A 25,943-nucleotide genomic window follows, 5' to 3' on the forward strand; every position below is an offset into this window, starting at 1 on the left:
AGACCTGATGCAGATCCAATCGGCTCATTGGACCTGCCTCACGATATTTAAAACTGGTTATACAAAAATGGTGAATAACTTGCTCCCACCATAGCTAAAATCGAAACGAACAAAAAAATAAGCATTAGAATGGTTCTCATTCCGTAAAACAGGGTTTCCCTCATTACACGCTCGTTTTTTCTTTTTTTGATGCGGTTTTCAAGTCTTGTAACCATTCGTTCATGGCTTTCTATGTCCTGTTTCTTTACTTCATCGATTATGCCGGTACTTTCTGAACTGAATTTTTCAACCAGCTCGTGATCCTTTGCTTCCTGCTCATGAAGCTGTCTTTCATCCTCGAGATTCTGCATTTCCAGAGCCTCTCTGTGCTGGCTGCTGTATAACCTTTTCCTTACTGTCAATGCTATATTCTTCCATAACGGGGTGCAAAAGCTTACGGCAAGAATCACAAAGTAAACATTACCCCTCAGGGTAAGAACTTCGGATGCTGTATAAAGAGCTCTTCCGCTCCTTCCAAACATTACATTTATAACTTCCCATAGCTTATGGAAGTCCGTTATTCTGAAAAGCACCCATCCGAAAAAGACTATCGCCAGGGTATAGAGATGTCCCAATGCTCCCATTATCACACTGAGCCCTCCGGTTTTCTTCTCTTTACCTGCTTTTTTCAGATACAGGTTCTCAATAACTATAAATATAAAATAATACAATCCCCACAGAATGAAATTCCAGCTGGCGCCATGCCATAAACCTGTAAGAGCCCACACGGCAAAAAGATTAAGCATCAGTCTTCCGAAACCCACACGGCTTCCTCCAAGAGGAATGTAGACATAATCCCTGAAAAAGCTGCTTAAGGATATATGCCAGCGTCTCCAGAAATCCCTGACAGAGGCAGCGATATATGGATAGTTAAAGTTTTCCTGATATTCCAGTCCCAGGATTTCTCCGAGACCGATAGCCATATCAGAATATGCTGAGAAATCCAGATACAGCTGCATCATGTAGAACAACGACCCCATATAGGCTCCGAAAACAGAATATGATACATTTTCAGTCAAAGGCAGAAATACATCACACAGCTTTCCGCAATGATCGGCTATCAGAGTCTTTTTTGCCATTCCGATACTGAATCTCCATATACCGTTTGAAATTCCCTCATAGGAAACTTTTCTCTTATCAAACTGTGTACAAAGCTCTCCGTATCTGGAGATAGGTCCCTGAGTAACCTGGTGAAATATCACCGTATACAGAAGCACATGGAAGAAATCTCCCGCTCTGGTCTTCTGATTATAAACATCGGAAACATAACTTATAAGCTTAAAGGTGTAGAAAGACACTCCGAGAGGCATACCGATTCTTAGGATCTCTTCGTCAAGCTTTCCATCAAGTTTATAAGCAAGTACATCCTGTAATATGAATCTTGTGTATTTAAACACCGCAAGGATTATAACCAGAACAACTATACCTGCGATCAGCCAGGTCTTTGCAATCCTTTTATTCTTTTCGATAGATTTCTGGGCCAGAGGACTCATAAATTCCTCATCTCCCTTTTCGTAGTCGGGATTTGAAGCCTTTGCTCTGTCCAGAGCCCCCTGGATCATCCTGCCTGTAAGACACGCGTATGCTGCCAATGCTATGATCAGAACAAGATAATTAAGGCCTCCAAAGGCGTAAAACACAAGGGATGCCAGAAGAAGCCATATATTTTTTTGTTTTATTCCCGGCATAAGGAAATAAATCAAGGTAAACGCCGGAAAGAATATTGTTACGAAAAACAAGCTTGTAAAGCTCATAACTATATTCCTCTCCTTTTAAAACAACAATACTTCCGTGTGTCAGGTGCGGGAAGATTTTTTCCTGTCATGTACCTGAGTCACCGGTTAAGTTCAAAAGATTACTTTCAGACTTCTATTGCCAATTACATCGTTTTCATGTATACTTCAACTTGCTTCGGGGTTGTTTGGGCCCCACGCAATGGGTCCCTCGAACCGTGTCAGGACGGGAACGTAGCAGCACTAAGAGGATCCTCCCATGTGACGTGGATCCACCTACTCAACTCCGGAGCTTTTTATTTGACATAATGCAGCTTTTGCCATATCTCCGATATCGGTATAAGCTGCCTCTTTTTTTATTCTGTCCACGCGGCTCTCAGGAATCCAAAAGAATCCGTGAGGATTTTTTTATCCTATCCTGTAAACCCTTTTTGCATTTTCCGTGGTAATCCGTATAACCTCATCCGAGGTCATATTCTTTAATTCAGCGATCTTATCCGCCACATATATAAGATTTCCCGGATCATTTCTGGTTCCCCTTAAAGGCACCGGTGCCATATAAGGACAGTCCGTCTCCAAAACTATATTTTCAATCGGGATGTTTTCCACAACCTCTTTTATCTTTCTGGAGTTCTTAAAGGTCACAACACCGCCTATTCCCACACACATACCAAGCTTCACATAAAGCTTCGCCATTTCAAGAGAATAACCGAAACAGTGTATTATACCACCGTTTTCATACCCTCCTTCGGAAACGATCATATCGTAGGTGTCCTTCGCAGCATCTCTTGAATGTACATTTATCGGCATTTTAAGCTCTCTTGCAAGCCTAAGCATCTTCCCAAAGGTTTCCCTCTGTATCTCAGGCTCAGGATCTGCACCCTCAAGCTCCTCCGGTGCAGCCTCTTTTCCTGCTTTCAAAGCCCTTTCAGCGATGCCTTCCCTGGTGTAATGATAGTCGAGACCTATTTCACCAATGGCAACTATCTTTCGCTGCCCGGAATCTCCCTTAACTCCTGAGACCCCTACTCTGTCTTCTTCGACCATTTTCCTTAATTGTATAATGTCTTCCTCCCGGCATCTGTCACTGTGGTCGGGATGAAAACCTACTGCCGCGAAAACATTGTCATATCTTCTGGCCAGTTCCACCGCCTTAAGGCTTGATGGCATGTCGAAGCCTATTTCAGTGAAATAACCGATTCCGGAACTCCCAAGATTCTCTATAACAAGGCTTCTGTCTTCCTCAAAGCTCTCATCATTCATATGAGCATGGGAATCAAAAATCATAACATCTTTTATCATATATTAACCATTGCTCCGATATAGATCATTGCATAAAAAGCTGTCAGCATAAGAGGATAGTAAATATAGTAGAACCATTTAAAATCAAACCTTCCTCTTTCTCCGTTATAAAGCATTATGGGGATAAAGCTCAATACCGGAAGGAAACGGGATGATATGCTTCCCACTGCAATAGCCGCAGCACCGCCGAGCATCTGAAATATCTTCTCTCTGTTAAAGTTGTACATGAGAGAAACTGCCAATACCCCGTACCATCCATACTGGAATCGTCCGAGATATGCGATTCCGCATCCCACAGCCACCACCAGCCATTTAAGAAGGGGCCGCTTCCACCATTTTTTCATAAAAAACATTACAAGCAGGGCTGCTGCCAATGTAAACACCGGATTCTGCTGATGAAAGTTGTAGGTCTCGTTGTAAAATGACAGATCGTAAGGAACCTCTGAGATAAGCGCAACAATAAAAACTCTGATGAAATATTTCCGGAAATCGGAAGTATGTATAAAACCTTCTACTAAGAGAAATGCAAAGATAGGGAAACTGAAATGACGGAATATTACCAGAAAATCATATAATCTGAGCCATAAGGCTCCTTCTTCGGTGGCGATGGCCATCTGATAGTACTCATCAACAAAACCGTAAAGTTTTCCGTTATGGATAATGATGACCGCAAAATAATATGCGGTCATCATAAGAGCAGCCAAAAACTTTAGTGTCCCACCTGAAATACCAATATTCTTTTTTGTACTCTTGAGTACACTATGATGTCTTGCCATAATCCTTAAATTTTTCTATCAGCAAATGATAGAGCCCGAAGGCATCTTGCTCATCGGTGTCATAAGAGCGATATTCTCGTCATCATCCTCTGCTGCAATGATCATGCCCTGTGATTCCTCACCTGCGATCATACGTGGAGCAAGGTTTGCAACGATCATAACACGCTTTCCAACCAGATCCTCCGGCTTATAAGCCTTCTTGATACCGCTTAAGATGGTGCGTGTCTCGGATCCCACCTGAACCTTGAATTTGAGAAGCTTCTTTGACTTCTTTACTTCCTCTGCATGAAGGATCTTTCCTACGCGGAACTCGATCTTTGCAAAGTCATCGTAGGTTATCTCTGCCTTCTTTTCAGGATCTGAAACCTTTGTATCGGGAGCACAGTCACCATTCTCATCGATGGTCTCCGGCATTCCGTCGCCTTCCTGAGCTTCCTCTGTAGAAGCCTCCTCTGCCTTTTCCTCCTGAACACCTGCTGCAGCCATCTGCTCAGCTTCGATCTTCTCAACCTCCTGCATAACATCCTCTTCCTTCTTGCGCTCAAAGAGTGTTGCAGGCTCAGCTGTTACCTTTGTACCGGACTTGTAGAGTCCCCACTTATCCATATCGGAAAGAGCACGCTTTTCAGCATTGATCTCCTTAAGGATGGACTCGGCTGTCTCAGGCATAAAGCTTTCGAGAACAGAAGCTCCAATGTTGATAGCCTCTGTAAGGTTATACATAACCGTCTTAAGTCTGTCAGCCTTCTCAGGATCCTTTGAAAGTACCCATGGCTCAGTCTCATCGATATACTTGTTTGATCTTCTGAAGATATCGAAAACAGCTGTGAGTGCGTCGGCTACTCTAAGCTGATCCATCTTCTCTGTTGCTGTCTTAACCGCATTAAGGATAGTAGTCTTCAGATCCTCATCAACAGGCTCTGTGACACCCTTATCCTCAACCACACCATCAAAATACTTATTGCTCATGGAGATGGTTCTCTTAACGAGGTTTCCGAGGATATTGGCAAGCATTGAATTATAACGCTCTACCATAAGCTCCCAGGAGATAACGCCATCGTTCTCGAAAGGCATCTCATGGATAACGAAAAATCTTACGGCATCAACACCGAAAAGCTTTGCCAGATCGTCAGCGTAGATAACATTACCACGGGACTTTGACATCTTGATGCCTTCCTGTGATTTTCCTGCCGCTGTAAGGAGCCATGGATGTCCGAATACCTGCTTTGGAAGAGGTATATCAAGGCTCATAAGGAAGATCGGCCAGTAAAGTGTATGGAAACGGATGATATCCTTTCCGATAAGGTGAAGGTCACAGGGCCAGAACCTGTTGAACAGTTCCTCGTTGTTTCCGTCAACATCATAGCCAAGACCGGTAATATAGTTTGTAAGGGCGTCAAGCCATACGTAAACAACGTGCTTTGGATCGAAATCAACAGGGATTCCCCACTTGAAGGAGGTTCTGGATACGCAAAGATCCTGAAGACCCGGCTTAAGGAAGTTGTTTACCATCTCATTCTTACGGGAAACCGGCTGGATAAACTCGGGGTGCTCCTCGATATGCTTCATGAGACGATCTGCATACTTGCTCATCTTGAAGAAGTAAGCTTCCTCTCTTGCCTTCTCAACATCTCTTCCACAATCGGGACACTTTCCGTCCACAAGCTGTGAATCTGTCCAGAAGGACTCACATGGTGTACAGTACCAGCCTTCATACTCAGACTTATAGATGTCACCCTTGTCATACATTTTCTTGAACATCTTCTGAACCTGTTTCTCATGGTACTCATCTGTTGTTCTGATAAACTTATCATAAGAAGTGTTCATAAGATCCCAAATGGTCTTAATGTCTCCGGCTGTCTTATCAACATACTGCTTTGGTGTTACACCTGCTGCCTCAGCCTTTAACTCTATTTTCTGGCCATGCTCGTCGGTTCCGGTCTGGAATCTTACGTCATAACCCTGAAATCTCTTGAAACGTGCGATAGCATCCGCAAGAACGATCTCGTAAGTATTGCCGATATGCGGCTTTCCTGAAGCATAAGCTATCGCTGTAGTGATATAGTACGGTTTCTTTTCCATGTTTCACTCTTTCCGGTTACCCGAATGAAAGGTAACCTGATTTATTATATATTTGCTTATTTACCCGAAAAACATTGAAAAATCAACATTTTTCTGTGTTTTAACTTAACTAATATAAGATATGAACTCTTAAAAAGCAAGTTTACCGCCATTTTCATGCCCCAAGGAATATTTTCCTTAAGTTTTCCACCTCTGTTATAGCCTTGCCGTCAATAAGATTCTGGTAGGCATAAATTCCGAAGCCCGATACTTTTCCGGTTCCCAGGGCAGTAAGCACTTCTCTTGCCAGAATGTCATTGTATCTCAGCCACTCGGGGATATCATTTCCGTCCCAGCTGTCGGTATTGCACTTATAAAGAGCAAGTCCCACATAAAGCTTTACCTTGCTGTTGTTTTTTTCCATGAGATTTATCCAGTCATTCAGGCATACCTCATAGGCTGCGTCAGATATCGCTCCGCTTCCGGTCTTCTGCTCAAAGCCGAAGTAGATCTGGGGTAATATATAGTCCACGTACTTATCTGATGAAAGCCACTCATCTATATCCACAAAGTAGCTTCTGTTACTCTTAAGGTATTTAAGCTGTGCTACGGGACTCACACCGAACACTGCACCCGGTTTTATCTCATGAACCTTCGCGTAAACCGCTTCGATAAGGGCGGAGACATTATCCCTTCTCCATTCCGATATAGGAAGGGTACTTCCTGATTCAACATACTCCTGATAATCAAAGTTTGTGTCAGCCCCTGTTCCAAGCCCCGGATAGAAATAATCATCAAACTGAACTCCATCCACATCATACTTTGTCATAACTTCCTGAACAGCTGAAACGATAAGGTCACGCACCTCTTTTTTGGAAGGATTCAGGTAATAGCTTCCGTCAAATAAAAGAACGTTTCTGTTGGTTTCCGGATTGTTATACCATCTTTTGGAAATGGAATCCTCTTTCTCTTCTTCCCATTTTTTCATGGACCCGGTGACTCTGTAGGGATTAAGCCAGGCATGGAACTGAATCCCGTGCCTGTGTGCAGAATCCACCATATATCCCAGTGCATCAAATTTATCGGGATTTATGTGGAGAAACTTTGAAACCGGGAATATATCCGATTTATAGTAAGCATCCGTATGGCTGTGGACATGGCAGAAAATGGCATTCAGGCCGTTTGCCGCTATGGTTTCCATCACCTTGTCTGCCTCTTTTTTAAAAGCCTCTTCATCCGATGGCATTTCATCCCAGTTTATATATGAGAACCATACTCCCCGAAGCCCGCCAGTTGCATTGGACAATGCTCCTATTCCGTCTGATACGCCGGCAGCCTTTGAACTTATAACCCCGCACATACATACGCAAAGGATAAGTATTATAACATAGCTTAGAACCAGCTTATGATTTTTGATTCCTGACCTTTTTTTACAATTCATTTTTTCTTTTCCTCTCACCTGAATTTTTAAAATACCTTTCTATTTTACCACATACCCCTTATCACAATCGAGTATTATGGTTTTTTCAATCTTTTGACGGCTGAATCATTTGAACGGACTCAACGCCCGGTGGATAACTTCACATAGTAAAAACGAGGTCTCCCTAAAGGAAGACCTCGTCACATTTTTATAATTTACTGAATAGTAACTTCACACTCTGAAAGCTCATAGTTCAGTGCGTATGTATCTGCAACAGCCTGCTTTGCGGTTTCCTCATCGAAATTCTCGCCTGCTGCAAAATCGCTGAGTACAAGCTTACCCTTCTTGATGGTCATGGTTTGCTGACCTTCTGTAGCTCCGGGACCTGCAGGCTGTGTCTCTCCTGTTTCCTCTGTTTCGAAGCTGACAAGCTTTGTAGTTGCTCCTACAGTTCCAAGCTCGATGAGCTTATCAAGAAGCGCCTGCTCTGTAAGTTCGTCAACTGAATCCATAACCTGTGACATGCTTCCGTTAACCATGGCATAAACAACGACTGTATCTAAAACAGGAGCATTGGGATCAGGCTGCTTTGAAAGAGGAAGTCCGTTTTCAGGGTTTGTTTCCTCTGCTGTAGATTCTTCTATGATACTTCCGTCAGGTGCTGTTTCCTTAGTCTTTTCTTTTGCAGTCTCATCATGTTTTGAATTTGACTTACTGCCACAGCCCACAACTGAAAGCACTGCTATTGCAAGTAAAAGCATCGCAATAAATTTCTTCATAATCTATCTCCTCAAAAACTCTTCTATCCTATAATTTTTTTAAATATAAAACGAAAGACTCTCACGAGCCTCTCGAAAATACAGAGTGTAATATAACAGAGCTAAACTATAATTGCAAGCATAGTGCGTAAATCTTAATCTTTGCGCAAAAAAATCCTAGTTAATGTGCTATGATGGGCATATGAGTCATGACATCAGTAAAAGCTCCTGTCATGCTGATAAAAAATACAGAACATATCGGAGATAACATTATGCCGGGAACCTTATATATATGTGCAACACCCATAGGAAATCTTGATGACATCACCTACAGAGTCATCAACTGTCTTAAATCTGTTGACATCATAGCTGCCGAAGACACCAGAAATTCCATAAAGCTTTTAAATCATTTCGACATTCATACTCCCATGACCGCATATCACGAATTCAATAAATTCGATAAGGCAAAAACTCTGGTTTCGGATATGCTGAACGGAAAAAACATTGCCATCATAACAGATGCAGGTACACCCTGTATTTCAGATCCTGGAGAAGAGCTTGTGAGACAGGCAGCTGAAGCCGGTATTCAGATAACTTCACTTCCGGGGCCTGCTGCTGCCATCACCGCTCTCACCATGTCCGCGCTTCCCACCAGAAGATTCGCGTTTGAAGCATTTTTGCCTACAGAAAAGGCCGATAAGAAAGAACGTTCCAGGATTCTTTCGGAACTTAAGACTGAGACCCGAACCATGATCCTGTATGAAGCACCTCATAAACTTAAGGCAACGCTTAAGGATCTTTGCGATACTTTGGGAGGAGACAGGCACATTTCTCTTTGCCGTGAACTCACAAAGAAGCATGAAGAAGTAATCCGGACCACTCTTTCAGAAGCCATAGCGAAGTATGAGGCCGAGGAACCGAGAGGTGAGTATGTCCTTGTCCTGGAAGGAAGAAATCCCGAAGATATCCAGGCGGAATCAGAAGCCAGATGGAATGAAATGCCTTTAGAGGATCACATGGATCACTACCTGAAGCAGGGGCTTTCGGAGAAAGACGCCATGAAGGCTGTGGCAAAAGACCGCGGCGTTTCAAAGCGTGATATATATAATGAACTTAAGGTGCAGTAAACGTCCAAACCGCCCGCTTAACAAAAATCCTCAGCACGAGGCTCCTTGTTAAGCGGACGGTTATTTTTTCGTACTAATCTCCGTGCCGTCTTCAGCAGTCGGCACAAATTGTGATGAAAAGGATTTTTCAAACTATTTTTTTGGGGTTTTAAAAAACTCCCCGGTCCTGACTATCACTGCACTGGCAGCAAGTGAAAGGATGAACACTGTAGGTACACGTATCAGAATATGTAATATCTCCTTAGGCAGGGTATCGTAGCCATTGTTAAGGTCTATGAGCCCCAAACTCCAGTCCGGTCCCATTCTGAAAAATAACATATGGTATATTCCATAATGAAGCAGATATATATAGAAAGTATACTTTCCGGCTCTTGCCATAGTCTGAATCAGCTTGTTATCTCTAAAATCAAAACTTAGAACAAATATGATGAAACTAATGCTTTCAACTGTGGCAAAAGCACAGTTCCAGTAAATGTAGAAATCCTGAGTACTGTTAAGCCTGAATACTTCCCTCTGCATAACAAATCTCAGTACCAATGTCACAGCAAAGACGACAACCGCACCAATCCTGACTTCCTTAAGCCTCGTGGATTTTTTCAGCACCGGCATCATCATGGACAGCTCAGCCCCCGCCATAAGAAGCATGGCAGGTGTCGTATACAGCATAAAGGGTGATACCTGTACAGGTAAAAGACTGATAAGCCCTGTCATATTGAGATCCATTATTATCTGATTGATAAATATAAAGACCATTATGAACCATCTGTATTTACGGTACCGGTCATCTTTTGTGTATAAAGGTTTTAAAAGCGGATAGGCGAGAACCAGCTGAAGATAAGTAAATATATACCAGAGGTGGCTTGCCAGGCTCTCACGGATACCTCCACCCCAGGAAAAAACATCCGTGATGAATCCCGGGAGATCCAGTTCCGGATAAGTGAGACATTGAATAATGCTTTTCTCCCCCCTGATGAATGGTGAAAACAGATAAGTCAGAAACATTACCACTATTCCGGGAAGCACTATATTTGTTAATGAGCGTTTAAGTGTTTCCTTAAACCCCTTTTTAAAAAAGAAAAATCCGCTGATCACAAAAAACAGCGTTACTCCGTCCGAAAGCAATAATCTTATCAGGAGCTTTGTGGAGTCCCCTGTTCCCATAACGTCCACATGTGTGCCAATGACTATAAGGCAGGCAATCACTCTTATAAAATCTATCCCCGGATCCCTTACCTTCTTAACGCCATCAGATCCTGTCATCAATTACCTCCATAGTTCATGCGCCAATGTCTCTGCCGTGATTATCTTCACAAACTGCCGCGAAGGCTCAAAGCAAACTCATGACTCATCGTTTAAATAAATAATTCCAAAACAAACACCACAACGGAGCAGGCAACAGCCGTGGGAAAAAGTCCTCCTCCAAACCATGCTGTTATGATCCCAACTATAAGTGCAAACAATCCCGCAACCGGTTTTTCCACATCCTCCATAATGGCAGGAAATGTCATAACCGCAAGTGTCACATAGGGCACATAATACAGGAAAGATCGTATGGTTATATTCTTTATCTGTTTACGTATAAGTGTAAGAGGAAGCACTCTGATGATAAAGGATACCGCAAACATGATAAAAATATAAATATAATTACTGCGCATTCTTTACCTCCCCTGCTTCATGAGAAACATCTGCCCCGGTCTCCAGCTTGTCTTCATCCCCTTTTATAGGGAATATCAATGCTGCCGCACCGGAAATCACGATTGTGAGAATAGTTATTCGGATGGCATTACTGATGGATGATAAAACCGGAAGCTTTGAAAAAGCAAAGCTTGAAAACATTGCAATGATGATCAGAAAACGTAAAATCTTGTTTTCTCTGGCCGGAGGAATGATTATGGCCAGGAACATACCATATAAAAGAACCCCCAGGGCGCTTACCACATTATCAGGCACTACATTGCCCACAACGGCTCCAAGACAGGTGCCCAGGGCCCAAAAGCTAAGAGAACTTATGGCAAGGCCATAACTGTAAAAGGGATTAAGTTTACCAGGTACTGAAATTGAAGCTGCAAATATCTCATCAGTTATCCAGAAACCCACAAGAAGTCTGTGAGGAAGGCTTGTTTCCTCAGGCAGCTTCTGGGAAAGTGACGCCGACATAAGGAGATACCTGATATTAACGATAGCTATCATAGCTGCCATAGTCAGATATGAAACCTTTGAAGCTATCCCTACAAATCCCGCATATTCTCCTGCAGAAGCATTGCAAAGAAGACTTGAAAGGGTTGCCTGAAACACTGTAAGTCCTGCGTTACTTGCAAAAAATCCCAGTGCAAAGGATACCGCAAAGTACCCTATAGCTATAGGGATACCATCCTTTAACCCCTTTAAAAACCAATGCCTGTTGTTCTTCATTTTCATAAACTCCCTAATCCGGTGCCATCATATGAATCCCACACAAATGTCCACCATTCGGTAATGCTGATTTTTCACGTCATTATAGTATATCCTTAATCATCAGGAATGTTAACCATTATTCCCATTATAATAAATTATGGCAGAGATACATAATAACTATTCAGTCGAGTATAGGACGGCCAGAGCCGGAGGGCATCCATTTGAATGCCCTCCGGCTCTGACATGACTGATTCTCATCTAGTAATTCAGACAGATTCCGTTATCACCGAAAATGTAGGTTTTGCCGTTAATATCTCGTGTGCCTGTTACCATTACTCCGGTAGAGGATCCGACTTTTGATTCTAGGTAGTATCTTGCGCCGTTCAGCTCAAGCCATCCGGTATGCATGTAGCTGTCAGGGTCAAAATAATACCACTGACCATTTATCTGCTTCCAGCCCTGGTTAAAAGCAACACCATCTGTAATATACTGCCACTTGTAACCGGTTCTCTTCCATGATGCATTGGCACTTCCGGAACCTATGGTCTTCGGATCAGCACTGTTATATGTACCACGGCTCTTTATATTTGTTGCAAAGTTCCCCTCAACGGCAGCCTTATAATCACTTAAGAACTCCCATTTATCGTCTATATCATAGTCACCGGTGTCTGCTGCATAACTCCCGGCATAACTCCAGTCAGAAAAAGCGATATTATAGTACTTTGCATCATTCTTCTTAGGTATTGCCCGGACAGTCACCTTAAATGTTCCTGCCTGGGCGGAATTCATGTAACCCGATACATCATGATAAGTATCCCTGGTACGGAATTTAGTAGTTACCTTCTTTCCGTTTGTACCCGTATAGCTTACCCTCACCTCGTATTCATCTGCAAATGTTGTATCAAAGCCGGTCCAGCTTGCCATACCATTTTGATCCACTGCTGCATCCTGGTATCCCTGCTCATCGGTAGGTATGGCTCTCACTGCAACTCCGAAAGTTCCCAGATAAGCATTGGCTAAAGCAGTACTTATGGAATGATACGTCTTTTCTGTTGTGGCATGGCTCGTCTTTTCATTTCCGTTTTTATCAAGATAAGTGATTACTACCTCATACTTTCCGGCGTAAGGAACCTCACTCCAGCTGACCTGCTGATTTGCTGCGTCTATGGTTAGATTCTGTGGAGCCACCAGCTCATAAAGAGGATAAACCAAAAGTCTCCCCGTTGCCTCTGTATTATCCACAGAAACCATATCCACATAAGTTGACCTTATGCCGGTTCCGGAAATCTTAAGGTCATCGTCCAATGCTCCAGCATCACTTGTTATGGTTATATTAACTGTTGCCGGAATTGTAGGATTGTTGTTTTTAATGCTTGTAGTATCTGCTGCTACATTAACCTCTAAATCATCATCCTCAACTTCGTAATCGGGAAAGAAGCAAATCCCCGCGTCAACTTCATTGATGGAATCAAGGTCCGCATTTATCTCTACATTTTTTATCATAGCCAGGGACGTCATTGAAGTGCTTAGACATGCCGCAGCCAAAGCACTGATTAATTTAATCTTGGTTTTCTTCATTTACTCCCCTTTCTCCACTATATATTCAGGTCTTTCACTGTTTTTCACTTAATTCCAAATATAGAACAGATGGCATCCCACAGCTTTTTAAATACAGCCATAACCCTCTGCATAAATGTTGTGGCAGGTTCACTTACTTCGCTGTCAAGAACCTTTGCCTCATTGTCATCCGCAGAGATCTCTTCGGATCTGCAGACAATGGAAATGGAGGTTGGCTCCTGATTCTTCGTGCTTGTAAGTGAAACCTTGGGAGCATCGGGATCCATATTCAGGAAATTGTTATCAGCTTCTTCTTCATCAAGTTTGTTGTTTATGGTATCCCTTAACTTCCTGCCTGTATTTTTCAGATGCTTTGTGCTGTCCACAATATCCTCTGTGTTTTCAACAGCCTGTCTTCCTATCTCAATTCCCTCGTCGGCAGCATTACTGAAATCCGGCTCTGCAGAACGGAGAGTATCATTCACTCTCTGGAGTGCGGAAGCAGCGTCTGCTGATGTCTTCTCCATCTCAACTATGACATTCTCGGAATCTTCGAAGGTTTTCTGAATGTCTTCGTAGTAGGCATTCATGATACCTATAAGTCCGTCTATATCTCCGATTGTGGTTCTTACGGTATTTACCGTTCTCGCTGTCTGGAATGCCACAGCACCGCCATCATCAAGGATATCATCAAGATCTGAGATTACGGTGTTTATGGAATCAATGAGTTCCTCAGCACCCTCGGAATCAAACAAATTCCCATTTTCAGTCTCAAGATTTGATATTGCATCGGTAAGATCATAGAGACTGTCCGCAAGACTGCTCATCTCCTGATCCGTTGCAACGGTGTCATTTGCCAGTTTTTTGGCACTGTTTTTTAAGGAAAGGAGGGTATCAAGGTGCTTAGCATAATATGAAGCCCGCTTTCCGTATTTAGCTGCGTTACCGTCATCGGTCATAACAGCTGCATAGGCCTGAACCTTTTGGGGATCAAGTCCTGATGCCTGAAGAATCTGCGGAGCTTCAGCAGTCTGAAGCTTACTGCCGTATGCCTTCACAAAGGCGATGTACTTCGCCTTAACTTCATCTGAATCGGAACTTAATATATCTGCATTGGCAACCGCCAGTATCCCCACAAGATCCTTAGTCTCAATACTCTTTAACTTGTCCCCAAGCTCCTCGGAAACTGCAGAAATAAGGCTCCTTTCATTCTCATCCAAATCCTCATCGTAGCCCCTGTAATCACGGGCATTATCAATAGCTGCATCAGTTATTATCTCTGATGCGCTGGCTTTGATCTTGTCTCTGTTTGTCTTATTTGTGGCATTATTCGTAGCCTTATTTATATCGCTGGCTACATCCTCAAGGCTGTCTATAGCATCCTTCGCACTCGGTTTAAGCTCATCAATGTCAAGATTTGAAAGGTTTGTACCACTCAGAGAATTACCAAGCTGCTTTAATCTTGTATTAAGAGTCTTAAGCTTTGAGCTTGCATCCATCAGGTCACTGTCCAGGTAATTAAGATTTGAGTTAATGTCATAGACCATCCACTGTGTGGTCTTCAGATCCTCATTCAAAGGCTCCAATGTGCTCTGCAGATCTCTAAGATCCTGTATTGCCACATCATTGCCATTGAATATAACCTGAGCATTATTATGTATCTTGTCCTTACCTGACTGGAGGTTTTCAAGCATTTGATTTGTAAGATCAAGCTGTGACTGGACATTGGTAACACCGTCCAGAACGTCCTCAAAATCATCAAGCATTGCGTTGGTGTCATCCCTGAAATCATCCTTGATCTTCTTCAGATCCTTTATTTTTGAGAGATCTCCCACGGTTCCCGGGCTCATCATAAAAATGGCTCCAACGGTTTCAAATTTCTCGGTTCCCAAACGAAGGACAAAATGTCCCTCCTGTCCGGGAAGGGCGGCAAACACTATTCCTGAGTACTGTCCAAGATTAGTAGTCTGGGCCCCGGGTGCATCCACCGAATAACACTTCTGCAGATCAACCGGCACCGCAACTATAAGCATCATGTTGTTCTTCATATAGTCCGAAACCTTATCGTTTGGATATGCATCTATATCCATTTCCACAAGTCCGGACTGCCCGCCCATCTTGTCGGCATCCATTGCAACACCGTTTAACTTATAGCTTATATCAAAAGTCCATGGCACCTCCACGGATGACGGTTCCAATGTTCCTTCAAAGTAAAACTTTCCAGCATTGAATTTGTTCCAGGTGACAGAACCGTTATTATAATCCGGCTTCTGACCGTCAGACATATTTATGATATTTGTATATTTTCCGAAGTCGGTATAACTTTCCGTACCGTTAAAGTTTATCCCCTTTACAACATTAACCTTATTTACGGAACCATAGTAATCCAGATTCACATACATGGTTTCATCCACATCTGCATGTGCACCTGCTGCAAAGGCGGTAATGGTCGCTGAAAATATATTCGTGGACAAACAGCTCAAAAGTACTGTATGAGCTATGGCCCTCCTGAATATTTTTTTTGCGGAATGTTTTCTCATTTATCTTCACCCCTCCACCCTGTCAATAGTTCTTCTTTCAGCAATTTTTTCATGTAATCTCTGCCTGAACTGCCTGATCTTTTCTTTTCTTCTTTCATGTCTTGATTTAAAAGTACCTGTTATAAGCCTGTCGGAAAGCTTGAAAAGGAAAGGCATGAGAGTTGTAACAAAGATAACAGAAAAAATAGCTCCTCTTCCAACCAGATGTCCAACCTGTCCGATGGCCGGAATAGCAGAGATAATGCTTATGGCGTAACCACATACAACAAGGATGAAACCCGATGTCAGAATCGAAGGAAAACTTAACTCTGTCATCCTGATGGCAGCCTCCTTCTTTTCAAGGCCCTTTGCCCTGCACTGAATATAGTTCTCCGTCGATGAAATTGCATAGTCTATGGTTGATCCGAGCTGTACACAGGACACAACCGCATAGGCAATAAATATAAGCTCATTCCCGGCAAAATACGGGAATGACATATTCAGGTAAATCGCCATCATTATAGGTACCATTGCCACAAAAGGCAGTACCACCGACTTAAATGATATAGCTACAACCAGGAATATACTGATCATGGCAAGCGTATTGACCAGATTGTAGTCCGGCACAAGTACATTTTCCATGTCCTTTGTGGTAGGTGTATTTCCTGTTATATAAGCTTCTTCCGGATAATACTTTTTAATGATGCCCGATATTTCATCACTACACTTAAATCCGGTGGGAGATTCAGGCTTGGTTTTTATATAGATAAGGAGTCTTGCATAACCCTCCTTATGAAAAAGATCAGTCACAGAACCGGGAAGAAAATCCTCCGGTGTACCTTCAGGAAGATACGAACCCATACCCATTACCTTTTTTACATACGTAAGGTCATCAAGCTCGTCACACAGCTCCTTCTCTTTTATCCTGTCTGTATCGGGAAAAATAGCTACTATAAGATTGGAACGTCCGAATTCATTGTCTATTTCCTGGGAATGCTCATACATTGAGGTTCCCGGCCCCGCTCCTGTTGCATCGGGACCATACTTGAAATCATTCATGCTCTGGGCAAAATATATGGGACCCGCAATAGCAAGGGAAGCGATCAAAACAAACGGACTTACTCGATTTACAAAAACACTGAATTTATGAAAGTCAGGGAAGAAGGATTTATGCTTCATTTTTTCAATCTTATCTGACCAGCTAAGGATCAATGAAGGCATAAGAAAGATAACCATCAAAAGAGAACAGATGATTCCCTTTGACATTACTATTCCCATGTCCCATCCGATACTGAATCTCATAAATATAAGCACTATGAATCCAAAGAATGTGGTAAGGGATGAGGCAAGGATAGTGGTAATGGTGCTCATCAGTCCAAGCTTCAGTGCCGATTCCTTATCCATTCCCTTCTCTCTTTCACGCTCATAGGCATGGAGCAGAAATACGGAGTAGTCCATAGATGTGGCAAGCTGTAATATGTCACAGATGTTATTGGTTATGTAGGATATTTCTCCCAAAAAGATATTGGTTCCTTTATTTATGGCTATGGCACACCCTATGACCGTAAGGAACAGTACCGGTTCAAACCATGAAGTGGTTGTCAGAAGCAGGATCAGGAAGATAAGTACAACTACAATGACCATTATTTCAGCTAATGCAGACTTAACACTCTCTTCTGTGAACTTGTTGGTAGGAGACATTCCCACAAGGTAACCCTTGTCACCTACGATGCTCTCTATCTCATCTATTGCCTTATGAGTGAGTTTTGATGTATCTCCTTCCTTAAAGGTTATATCCATAACGGCATTTCCGTTTTTATAATAATCATCAATCTTATCGTAATCGATAAATTCAGATGATCCATATATCTGGGTAGTCATATCGCACCATACTACCTGATCAACCCCATCCACTTTTTCAATCTGATTTTTATACTGCTTGGCCTCATAGATTGTTACATCCTTCAGCATAAGTCTGCCGGTGCCCGGATAGCCAAAGATATCCCTCATTTTATTAATGGCACTCTTTGATTCAACTGCATCCGGCAGATACTTTGTAAGATCGTAATTGACGGCCACAAAAGGATAACAGCAGGCAAAAACAACAACCAGTACCATGATAAGGTTTCTGATCTTTTTATTATGGTCAACTATGAAATCCGCCAGTCTTGCACTCTTGGATATATTCTGCGGCTTTATCTGATCATTGCTATCAGAACTGTTTTTTTTCTTTTCAAAAAAGCTCATACTAACTGCCCTGTTTATTAAATCTAAAGTATTAATGTTTACACTGTTGTCCGTCTAATGTTTAAGGACTCTCTTTATCGAAACGACCTCATTTATATCATACCACAATATTGAATATCTGACACATTTCTATTTATTGACACGTGTTGATTTATGTGGTAATTTTATTTTAGAAACAAGTTCACTAATTGGCAATAGTCAATTTTTGAATAAGAGTTTGTTTTTAAACAAATCGGCATATTGTGTTGATTAATAATTGTTTTAGAGGTTATACAATGTCAAATCCGGCAACTAATTCAGTATCTGTAGACAGACGGATACGAAAAACCCAGGCTGCATTAAAATCAGCTCTTTCACAATTAATGCATGACAAACGCATAAAAGATATATCCGTAAAAGAACTCACAGAACTTGCGGACGTAAACCGCGGCACCTTTTATCTTCACTATAAAGATGTATTTGATCTGCTTGAACAGTCGGAAAAAGATTTATTGACAGAACTTCATGAAACCATAGGTCGTCTTAATCCCGATGAAGTTTCAAAGGACCCAACCTGTATTTTTGAAGGAGTTTATGGTCTTTGCAAAGAGAATGCAGGACTTGTGCACATACTTATCGGAGAAAACGGTGATATCAAGTTTTTAAACCGTTTAAAAGAACTTGTCCGCGAAAAATGCCTTACCGACTGGTCATTTATAGTGAAAGACCGCGGAATTAATCATTTCGACAGTTACTATTCGTTTGTTGCCGGAGGATGTATAAGTCTACTTCAGTACTGGTTTTCAAGCGGAATGAATGAAACTCCTCACGAACTTGCTGCAATAACCGGAGAATTACTGAGCGGCGGTTTATCAATGAAAACTAAAATGTAGTAATAAAAATAACACACTTCCTGATTCCATAAAAACCGTCACCGGACGCGTGAAGGTTTAATCAAAAATAAACAGAGAAAACCCCGGGCTTTCGGCCCGGGGTTTTTCTCTGAACACTAAGTTTTGTTGAGTCTATTTATTTCAGGAGATTTCCACAGTTACACGCTTATGGTCAGGAGGACGTGTCTGTGGAGTACGTCTCGGTTAGTCTCATCTAACCGATGAACATAATATATCATCGGAATTCCTACCCGTCAAGTATAAATTTAAAAATAGCAAAAAAAATTTCCACTTGTACTTATATAATCCCATCTCCCACATAACGGTTTTAATACAAAAAGACCGGGAATATTTCCCGGTCCTGAAAAATCCATAATCGCTTTAGATAAACATTTTATTTCTGAGCTTCCTCATATTCACGAAGAATATCATTAAGGTCTGCTGTGAGCATATCGCTGTCCAGTCCATGAACCATGCAGGCCTCCTCGAGTGACTCACCTGCTGATGACGGGCAATAAATGCAGCCCATTCCATTCTGCATAAGGAATGGTGCAACCATTTCATTTAACTGAAGAAGCTCTCCGATCTTCATATCCTTTGTTACTGTTACCATAATTACTTATCTCCTTATCGTTTTTTATCAAATGTTTCTTAATTTCTGAATGGCATCAGATTCGATTATCACATCATAATGCTCTCTGAAATATGCTTCATAAAGATCATTATCCTTAAGTTTACTGCCGAACTCATTAAGTAAATTGGAAGCCCTGTTTATAGCTCCGATTTCTTTTTCTTCAGCATGTAAAACAAGATAGAACTTGCCATCTTTGTTATCTTTATACAATGTGTTCTCACCGGTATAAAGATCCGAAACGGCTTCAGCCGCCCTTATAACTCTGTCAAGTGAACTAAAAACATAAATCTTTACAGCATCCAAAGACTGTTCTTCAGACTTATCAGACTCACTGCCGGAAGTTTTCCCTGTTGCAAGCTCTTCTGAACCGAGGAGTTCCTGTCCTCTGCTGCCGGACTGACTGTGAAGTCCGCTTTCCTTGATTTCCTTTATAAGATCCTGAGCACCCTCAAGAATCTCACTTGCAAGCTGAGATATCCATCCGCTTTGAGATGAACTTGCCTGAGAGAATTTTGAAAAACGGGTATCCAGCTCTTCCGGATCATCAACCTTCGATATAACAAGCTGTATGGATCCGCCCTGTAAAGGAACCGCCTCTATCATCAAGGGGCCGTTATCGGCCGAAAATCCCACCTCATTCTGAGCTTTCTGCATCATTTCCGTGAACAGACGCTTTGCAGCATCCGAACCATAGGTCATGTCACGCAGATTTATATTTCGTGAACTAAGATCTAAACTGGTTAAAGTACACCTGATGGAGTTGTCATCTATTCTTTCTATCTTCATAATGGCTCCTCCTTTTTTAATATCTTCTGATAATATATTACAGCTAATCAAAAATCAAACCTGTGGATACGAATTTATAAAAGTTTAATTAATGTCTGCTTTTCGAAAACATATCCACCTACTCATAATATCGGCATTTTATCATCCTTGATAACCATTATCTCTGCCAGAATGATCCTGATTAACAAATCTTGTGTACTGAGGCTGCCATAACAGAGTTACCGTGCCTATAGGACCGTTTCTCTGCTTTGCTATGATGACTTCCGCCTCATTTGGATGCTCTGTATCCTTGTTGTAGTAATCATCTCTGTAAAGGAACATTACTATATCTGCATCCTGCTCTATGGCTCCTGACTCTCTGAGATCAGAAAGCATCGGTCTGTGATCAGGTCTTTGCTCGCAGGCACGTGATAACTGTGACAATGCCAGAACCGGACACTGCATCTCTCTCGCTATAGCTTTAAGGGATCTCGATATCTCAGAAATCTCCTGCTGACGACTGTCACCGCCTTTACCTGATCCTGACATAAGCTGAAGGTAATCTATAACTATCAGTTCAAGACCCTTCTCAAGTTTTACCTTTCGACACTTGGAACGCAATTCGGTAACAGTAATACCCGGAGTGTCATCAATTATGATGTTGGCATCAGAAACCTTATCCACAGCATTGATAAGCTCTCCCCAGTCTCCATCAGTCAGTGATCCCTTTCTGAGCTTGTCCGCATCTACCAGAGACTCCATGGAAAGCATACGGTTTACCAACTGCTCTCTTGACATCTCGAGAGAAAAGATCATACAGGGTTTATGCTGACGGACTCCAACCGTATCCAGAATATTTAATACGAATGCAGTCTTTCCCATTGAAGGTCTGGCTGCCACAAGTATGAGGTCAGACTTCTGAAGACCGGCCGTTTTATAATCAAGATCGTAAAACCCCGTGGAAATGCCGGTGACCTGTCCCCCGTTTTTAGCTGCTGCCTGTATGTTTTCAAGCACCTTCAATGCAACCGATGCAATGGACTCTGAGTCTCCGGTATTTCTGGTCTCAAGAAGTTTAAATATCTTCTGCTCAGTCTGTCCCAGAATATCATCAACTTCTTCATCGCCGGCGTAACACATATTGGCAATCTCTTCATTAACCTTTATGAGTCTCCTGAGGATGGACTTCTCTTTTACGATGTTGCAGTAGGATCTGACATTGGCACTGGTGGGCACTGTCATAACGATATCTCTTATAACAGAAATATCATAAACTTCAGCAGGGACATTATTCGTCTTTAATTTTTCTGATAATGTTACAATGTCTACCGGCTGATCATGATTGTACAGATCCCGCATCGCGTCAAACATCAAACTATACTGTTTCTGATAAAAATCATCCGGTATAAGAATCTCTGCAGCAGTGGAAACTGCCTCTTTATCTCTGAGCATTGCACCTATTACGCTCTGCTCTGCCTCCTGGCTGTGAGGAACGACCCTCATCAGAACATTATCTTTATTCTCTGCCATTTTTTCTTCCTTATAAGACTTAGGTTATGCGCTTATAACCGAAACATGAAGTACAGCTGTCACGTCCTTGTGAAGTTTGACATTTACATCGTAACCACCAAGATTCTTCATAGGAACATCAACAGAGAATTTCTTTTTGTCAACTTCAATTCCTGCCTGAGCCTTAAGTGCCTCCTGAACTTCCTTTGTGGAAACAGACCCAAAGGTTCTTCCGTCACTTCCGGACTTAACCTTTAAAGTAAGCTTCACCTGTTCGATCTTCTCCTTCAGAGCCTGAGCCTCCTCAAGCTTCTCCTGAGCTATCTTCTCTTCATTCTGTTTCTGTAACTTTAATGTATTCAGATTTTTATTATCTGCAATTACACCCGTTTTTGACGGAATAATGAAGTTTCTTCCGTAGCCTTCAGATACCTCAACAATATCACCCTTTTTACCAAGCGCTTTTACATCTTTTAATAAAATAACTTTCATTATGAAACTTCTCCTTCCTTTATCATCTGATCTATAGCGTCTTTAATCGATGCTATGGCCTCAGATACTGTGCCCTCTTTGAACTGCACTCCGGCGATGGTGCGGTGACCGCCTCCTCCAAGCTTTTCCATGAGAACCTGAACGTTCATTTCGTCTATGGAACGTGCAGAGACATATATTATATCATTATACAGCGTAAGCACAATGCTCGCCTTTATACCTCTTATATTCAGGAGTTCATTGGCAGTTTGAGCGCATACTACAGTCGGACTTTCAAGACCCTTTGAATCTATAGTGCTGAAAGCATAGGAATTTCTATAGATTTCAGCACTTGAAATAGCTGCAGCTTTGGCCTGATAGTCTGTAAAGTTCTCTCTGAAAACCTTACGTATTCTTGTGATATCCGCACCGCATCTTCTAAGGTAAGCTGCTGCCTCGAAGGTACGTACACCGGTCTGATTGGTAAATTCCTGAGTATCGATAACTATACCACCATACATAGCATCAGCTTCTGGACCTTTAACCTTTATACCGCCTCCTATGTACTGCATCATCTCTGCTATCATCTCACAGGCACTTGAAGCATAAGGCTCGCAATAACTAAGTACTGCGCCCTGAACAGATTCACTGGCCTGACGATGGTGATCAAATACTACGATGGTCTTGCATACTTTCAGAAGCTCCGGTTCATCAATAATGGATGGTCTGTTACAGTCGACCACCACCAGAACGGTATTGTTATCCACCATCTGGACAGCCTGGGGACCTGTGATAAACATATCCTCAGGATAATCATCACTTTGAAGAAATCTTTCCTTAAGAGGAAGGATTGTTGACGTGATAGTGTTTTCCACAATATAAGCTCTCTTACCGAGGGTAGTGGCCATACGGTATACACCTACAGATGCTCCCAGACAGTCAACATCGCTGTTTGCATGTCCCATTATGATAACCTTGTCCCTGGACTCCAAAAGCTCCTGGAATGCCTGGGCCTTCACACGGGCCTTTACTCTGGTGGTTTTCTCCTGTGTCTGAGCCTTGCCACCGAAATAGGTAATGTTTTCATTGGACTTAACCACAGCCTGGTCGCCTCCGCGTCCAAGGGCCATATCCATTGAGGTTCTGGCAAACTCATAGTTCTGAACATAAGATTCGGCACCATACCCAAGTCCTATACTTAAGGTTATGGCAAGTTCATTTCCGATATTTACCTGCTTAACTTCCTCCAAAATAGAAAATCTGTCATCCAGCATTTTGGATAAGAACTGCTCTTTCATAATGAAAAAGTACTTATCCTTTTCTATCTTTCTTATGAGTCCGCTAACCGTTGAAATATATCTGTTTATCTTTCTGTCGATAAGCGCGGTAAGAAGTGACCTTTTAACATCCTCTGTCTGTTCAAGGACTTCTTCATAGTTATCTATATATATAAGTCCTATAACGATATGTTCTCTGTCCAGAGCGAACCTGAGCTGTGTTTCCTCAGTCTCATCCCTGAGATATACAGCAATAGTCTTCATCTCCGGATTGTACAATGAAGGCATACTGCCGTCTTCTGTAGTAACCTTGGTTCTTATAAGATCCACAAGATACTTTCTGCCCTGATAGTCCGAGTGTAATTCCAGTGTGACATCATCTTCCAGAAACATATCTTCATGAATATTAGGAAACATCTGCATGATATTCCCTGCTGCAGCTTTGTCATCTCCGACTATTTCCTCAAAGCGCCTGTTGCCCCAAAGGACATAACCCTTTTCATCAACCATACAATAAGGAGTAGGCATTTCATTAAACAGTTCTGAATGAATCGCACTTGCACCCATGGCGTAAGCCTGTAATGCAGCATGAAGCCTTGTCTTGCTGGTAATGTATATATACAATGCAAGAGCAATATAAATCATGAGAAAAGGCGCAAGTATCAAAGCTGCATGCGGTTCAAGAAAAGCCAATATAATGTTGGCGACCACAAGGATCATTGCCAGTATAAATGGCCATGAGAAATATTTTTCTATTACAAACTGTGGGTTTTTCATCTTCATTTTATATCTCCAAAAAAGCTAACGCTTTGGGAGGTATTATATCATAAACATTTTGATATGAAAATAAGACCGCGATGCAGGCGTATGCCTGCACAACGGTCTTATTATATCGCTCTTTTAAATCAGGTATAACCGGTCTGCACCGGTATATAACTACTGATTAGTCAACCTGATATGGAAGAAGTGCTACGTGTCTTGCTCTCTTAACTGCAAGTGTGATAGCTCTCTGGTGTGTTGCACATGTTCCGGTAATTCTTCTTGGAAGAATCTTACCTCTCTCAGAGATATACTTTCTTAATGTAGCTACATCCTTATAATCAATAGGCTTTGACTTCTCGCTGCAGAATACACATACTTTTCTTCTGCTGCGGAAACCGCCGGCTCTTCTGGGTCTTGAGCCACTTCTATCTGACTTCTGAAATGCCATGGTTAATCCTCCTTGTATAATACCACAAGGGTTTCCCTACGATCAATTAAATGGGAGTCCCTCGTCCTCTACCCCATCAGGTATATTCATAAAACCATCACCGATCGAGCTCATGTCCTGCTGTGAAGACATCTGGTTTCCGGAGCCAAAACTCCTTCCACCTGAAAAGCTTCCACCATTTCCTGATGAAGCATTCTTACTCTCTGCAAATTCCTGATTCTCTACAACGATATCTGTAGTATAGACCTTCTGACCATCCTTGTTTGTATATGAACCGGTCTGAATACGGCCTTCGATGCAGATCTTGGTCCCCTGATGAAAATACTTCTCTGCAAACTCTGCAGACTTACCAAAAGCAACACAACCGATAAAATCAGCTGTCTGCTGGTCCTGAGCACCTCTATCGGTTCTACGTACGCGACGATCAACTGCTAATGTATATCTCGCAATCGCCATAGAGTTTTCACCCTGTGAATATCTCACATCCGGATCTCTGGTTAATCTACCCATTAGGATAACTTTGTTCATTTTTTGTTCTCGCTTTCCGCTTGCTTACTCAGCTTTCTCTTCTGCAGCAGCTTCTGGAGCTACAGCCTCTGTCTCAGCTTCAGGCTTAACAACAAGATATCTGATAACTGGTTCCATAATGCGAAGACGGCTCTCAAGCTCATTTGGAGTTGTAGAATCACCTGTAAATGGAATGAAATAGTAGAAGCCTTCCTTCATATGCTGAATCTCATATGCAAGTCTCTTCTTGCCCCACTCCTGGATGTTCTCTCCAACAGTGCCACCGAAACGGGTGATATATCCCTTAATCTTTTCGAGAGCAGCTGTTCTCTCCTCATCTTCGAGCTTCGCACTCAGAACAACACATAACTCATATTTGTTCATCTGCTTTTACCTCCTTTTGGTCTCTGGCTTCCGCATCACGCAGAAACAAGGATTTTTATAGATACGGTAATGTATCGTAACAAAAAAGCTCTTAGTTTGCAAGCATTTTATTTAAATTTTTGTTTTACTGCTTATTAGTTTCTGCTTTTATTAATTTTTTAATCATGGAGTTAACTTTGGATCTTGGCAGCATCAAAATATGTCCGCATCCTATACATTTTATACGAACATCAGCCCCTGTCCTCATGATCTCCCATTCTGAGGATCCGCAGGGATGCTGTTTTTTTACTGTTATGATATCGCCTTTCTCAAGATTATCCATTGCTTTCCCCTTTTTTATTTGATTCTCAACTATAATAACCGAAACAGGTATGAAAATCT

23 protein-coding genes and 1 other RNA gene are annotated in these 25,943 nt (G+C 42.0%); 3 read left to right on the top strand and 21 right to left on the bottom strand.

Features of this window, described 5'->3' with window-relative positions:
• Positions 1-47 precede the first annotated feature (47 nt).
• Entirely contained in the window at positions 48-1,793 is a 1,746-nt protein-coding gene (locus T357_RS0109070; protein WP_049962361.1) for an MBOAT family O-acyltransferase, read from the bottom strand.
• Positions 1,794-1,958: 165 nt separating this feature from the next.
• On the opposite strand from T357_RS0109070, the gene ffs reads away from it, so the two are divergent.
• Positions 1,959-2,057, top strand: an RNA gene (gene ffs, locus T357_RS20840) — signal recognition particle sRNA small type.
• A gap of 123 nt (positions 2,058-2,180) precedes the next feature.
• Here ffs and T357_RS0109080 read toward each other — a convergent pair.
• From T357_RS0109080 to T357_RS0109100, 5 genes are all read right to left on the bottom strand, one after another.
• A complete protein-coding gene (locus T357_RS0109080; protein WP_242840088.1) occupies positions 2,181-3,074 on the bottom strand; it encodes a TatD family hydrolase in 894 nt (297 codons plus the stop codon).
• A complete protein-coding gene (locus T357_RS0109085; protein WP_031551328.1) occupies positions 3,071-3,850 on the bottom strand; it encodes a TraX family protein in 780 nt (259 codons plus the stop codon). The genes T357_RS0109080 and T357_RS0109085 overlap by 4 nt, the downstream gene beginning before the upstream one ends.
• Positions 3,851-3,868: 18 nt before the next feature.
• Positions 3,869-5,932: a methionine--tRNA ligase gene (metG, locus tag T357_RS0109090; RefSeq protein ID WP_031551331.1), complete on the bottom strand. Its 2,064-nt coding sequence runs from the start codon at positions 5,930-5,932 to the stop codon at positions 3,869-3,871.
• Positions 5,933-6,086: 154 nt separating this feature from the next.
• Positions 6,087-7,352 carry a glycoside hydrolase family 10-like protein gene (locus T357_RS0109095; protein ID WP_044916609.1) on the bottom strand — a complete coding sequence of 422 codons (1,266 nt, stop codon included), beginning with the start codon at positions 7,350-7,352 and terminating at the stop codon, positions 6,087-6,089.
• A gap of 194 nt (positions 7,353-7,546) precedes the next feature.
• Positions 7,547-8,110 (bottom strand): hypothetical protein, encoded by a 564-nt coding sequence (locus T357_RS0109100; RefSeq protein ID WP_031551338.1) that lies wholly within the window; start codon positions 8,108-8,110, stop codon positions 7,547-7,549.
• Between the two features lie 251 nt (positions 8,111-8,361).
• Here T357_RS0109100 and rsmI point away from each other — a divergent pair, with 251 nt between their 5' ends.
• Entirely contained in the window at positions 8,362-9,216 is an 855-nt protein-coding gene (rsmI, locus tag T357_RS0109105; protein WP_031551341.1) for a 16S rRNA (cytidine(1402)-2'-O)-methyltransferase, read from the top strand.
• Positions 9,217-9,348: 132 nt separating this feature from the next.
• On the opposite strand, the gene T357_RS0109110 is transcribed toward rsmI, so the two are convergent.
• The 6 genes from T357_RS0109110 to T357_RS0109135 all read right to left on the bottom strand — a co-directional run bounded on the left by T357_RS0109110 (position 9,349) and on the right by T357_RS0109135 (position 17,933).
• Positions 9,349-10,476 (bottom strand): acyltransferase family protein, encoded by a 1,128-nt coding sequence (locus T357_RS0109110; protein WP_031551344.1) that lies wholly within the window; start codon positions 10,474-10,476, stop codon positions 9,349-9,351.
• A 92-nt stretch (positions 10,477-10,568) separates the two neighbouring features.
• Positions 10,569-10,871: an AzlD domain-containing protein gene (locus T357_RS0109115; protein WP_031551347.1), complete on the bottom strand. Its 303-nt coding sequence runs from the start codon at positions 10,869-10,871 to the stop codon at positions 10,569-10,571.
• Entirely contained in the window at positions 10,861-11,628 is a 768-nt protein-coding gene (locus tag T357_RS0109120) for an AzlC family ABC transporter permease (RefSeq protein WP_049962362.1), read from the bottom strand. Before T357_RS0109120 ends, T357_RS0109115 begins: the two co-directional genes overlap by 11 nt.
• A gap of 240 nt (positions 11,629-11,868) precedes the next feature.
• Entirely contained in the window at positions 11,869-13,188 is a 1,320-nt protein-coding gene (locus T357_RS0109125; protein ID WP_031551354.1) for an N-acetylmuramoyl-L-alanine amidase family protein, read from the bottom strand.
• A gap of 44 nt (positions 13,189-13,232) precedes the next feature.
• Positions 13,233-15,707: a hypothetical protein gene (locus T357_RS0109130; protein ID WP_031551357.1), complete on the bottom strand. Its 2,475-nt coding sequence runs from the start codon at positions 15,705-15,707 to the stop codon at positions 13,233-13,235.
• Positions 15,708-15,713: 6 nt separating this feature from the next.
• Positions 15,714-17,933: an efflux RND transporter permease subunit gene (locus T357_RS0109135; protein WP_044916613.1), complete on the bottom strand. Its 2,220-nt coding sequence runs from the start codon at positions 17,931-17,933 to the stop codon at positions 15,714-15,716.
• Positions 17,934-18,208: 275 nt separating this feature from the next.
• Between T357_RS0109135 and T357_RS0109140 the strand changes: the two genes are divergently transcribed.
• Entirely contained in the window at positions 18,209-18,805 is a 597-nt protein-coding gene (locus tag T357_RS0109140; RefSeq protein ID WP_031551362.1) for a TetR/AcrR family transcriptional regulator, read from the top strand.
• 394 nt (positions 18,806-19,199) lie between these two features.
• Here the strand turns inward: T357_RS0109140 and T357_RS0109145 are convergent, their stop codons facing one another.
• The 9 genes from T357_RS0109145 to T357_RS0109185 all read right to left on the bottom strand — a co-directional run bounded on the left by T357_RS0109145 (position 19,200) and on the right by T357_RS0109185 (position 25,884).
• Complete coding sequence (locus T357_RS0109145; RefSeq protein WP_029200774.1) at positions 19,200-19,418, bottom strand: DUF1858 domain-containing protein; 219 nt, start codon at positions 19,416-19,418, stop codon at positions 19,200-19,202.
• A gap of 27 nt (positions 19,419-19,445) precedes the next feature.
• Positions 19,446-20,225 (bottom strand): adaptor protein MecA, encoded by a 780-nt coding sequence (locus tag T357_RS0109150; protein WP_031551366.1) that lies wholly within the window; start codon positions 20,223-20,225, stop codon positions 19,446-19,448.
• A gap of 141 nt (positions 20,226-20,366) precedes the next feature.
• Positions 20,367-21,734, bottom strand: a complete 1,368-nt coding sequence (gene dnaB / locus T357_RS0109155; protein ID WP_031551369.1) for a replicative DNA helicase — start codon at positions 21,732-21,734, stop codon at positions 20,367-20,369.
• Between the two features lie 24 nt (positions 21,735-21,758).
• Positions 21,759-22,205, bottom strand: coding sequence for a 50S ribosomal protein L9 (gene rplI, locus T357_RS0109160; protein ID WP_031551371.1), 447 nt, complete (start codon positions 22,203-22,205; stop codon positions 21,759-21,761).
• Positions 22,205-24,244, bottom strand: a complete 2,040-nt coding sequence (locus tag T357_RS0109165; protein WP_031551374.1) for a DHH family phosphoesterase — start codon at positions 24,242-24,244, stop codon at positions 22,205-22,207. The genes rplI and T357_RS0109165 overlap by 1 nt, the downstream gene beginning before the upstream one ends.
• A gap of 160 nt (positions 24,245-24,404) precedes the next feature.
• Positions 24,405-24,671: a 30S ribosomal protein S18 gene (gene rpsR / locus T357_RS0109170; RefSeq protein ID WP_031551376.1), complete on the bottom strand. Its 267-nt coding sequence runs from the start codon at positions 24,669-24,671 to the stop codon at positions 24,405-24,407.
• A gap of 42 nt (positions 24,672-24,713) precedes the next feature.
• Positions 24,714-25,199: a single-stranded DNA-binding protein gene (locus tag T357_RS0109175; protein WP_031551380.1), complete on the bottom strand. Its 486-nt coding sequence runs from the start codon at positions 25,197-25,199 to the stop codon at positions 24,714-24,716.
• 24 nt (positions 25,200-25,223) lie between these two features.
• On the bottom strand, positions 25,224-25,562 hold the full coding sequence (gene rpsF / locus T357_RS0109180; protein WP_031551383.1) for a 30S ribosomal protein S6: 339 nt from the start codon (positions 25,560-25,562) through the stop codon (positions 25,224-25,226).
• 124 nt (positions 25,563-25,686) lie between these two features.
• Positions 25,687-25,884: a DUF951 domain-containing protein gene (locus T357_RS0109185; RefSeq protein ID WP_031551387.1), complete on the bottom strand. Its 198-nt coding sequence runs from the start codon at positions 25,882-25,884 to the stop codon at positions 25,687-25,689.
• Positions 25,885-25,943 lie beyond the last annotated feature (59 nt).

The sequence above is a fragment of the Oribacterium sp. FC2011 genome (assembly GCF_000701645.1).
GTDB lineage: Bacteria > Bacillota > Clostridia > Lachnospirales > Lachnospiraceae > Oribacterium.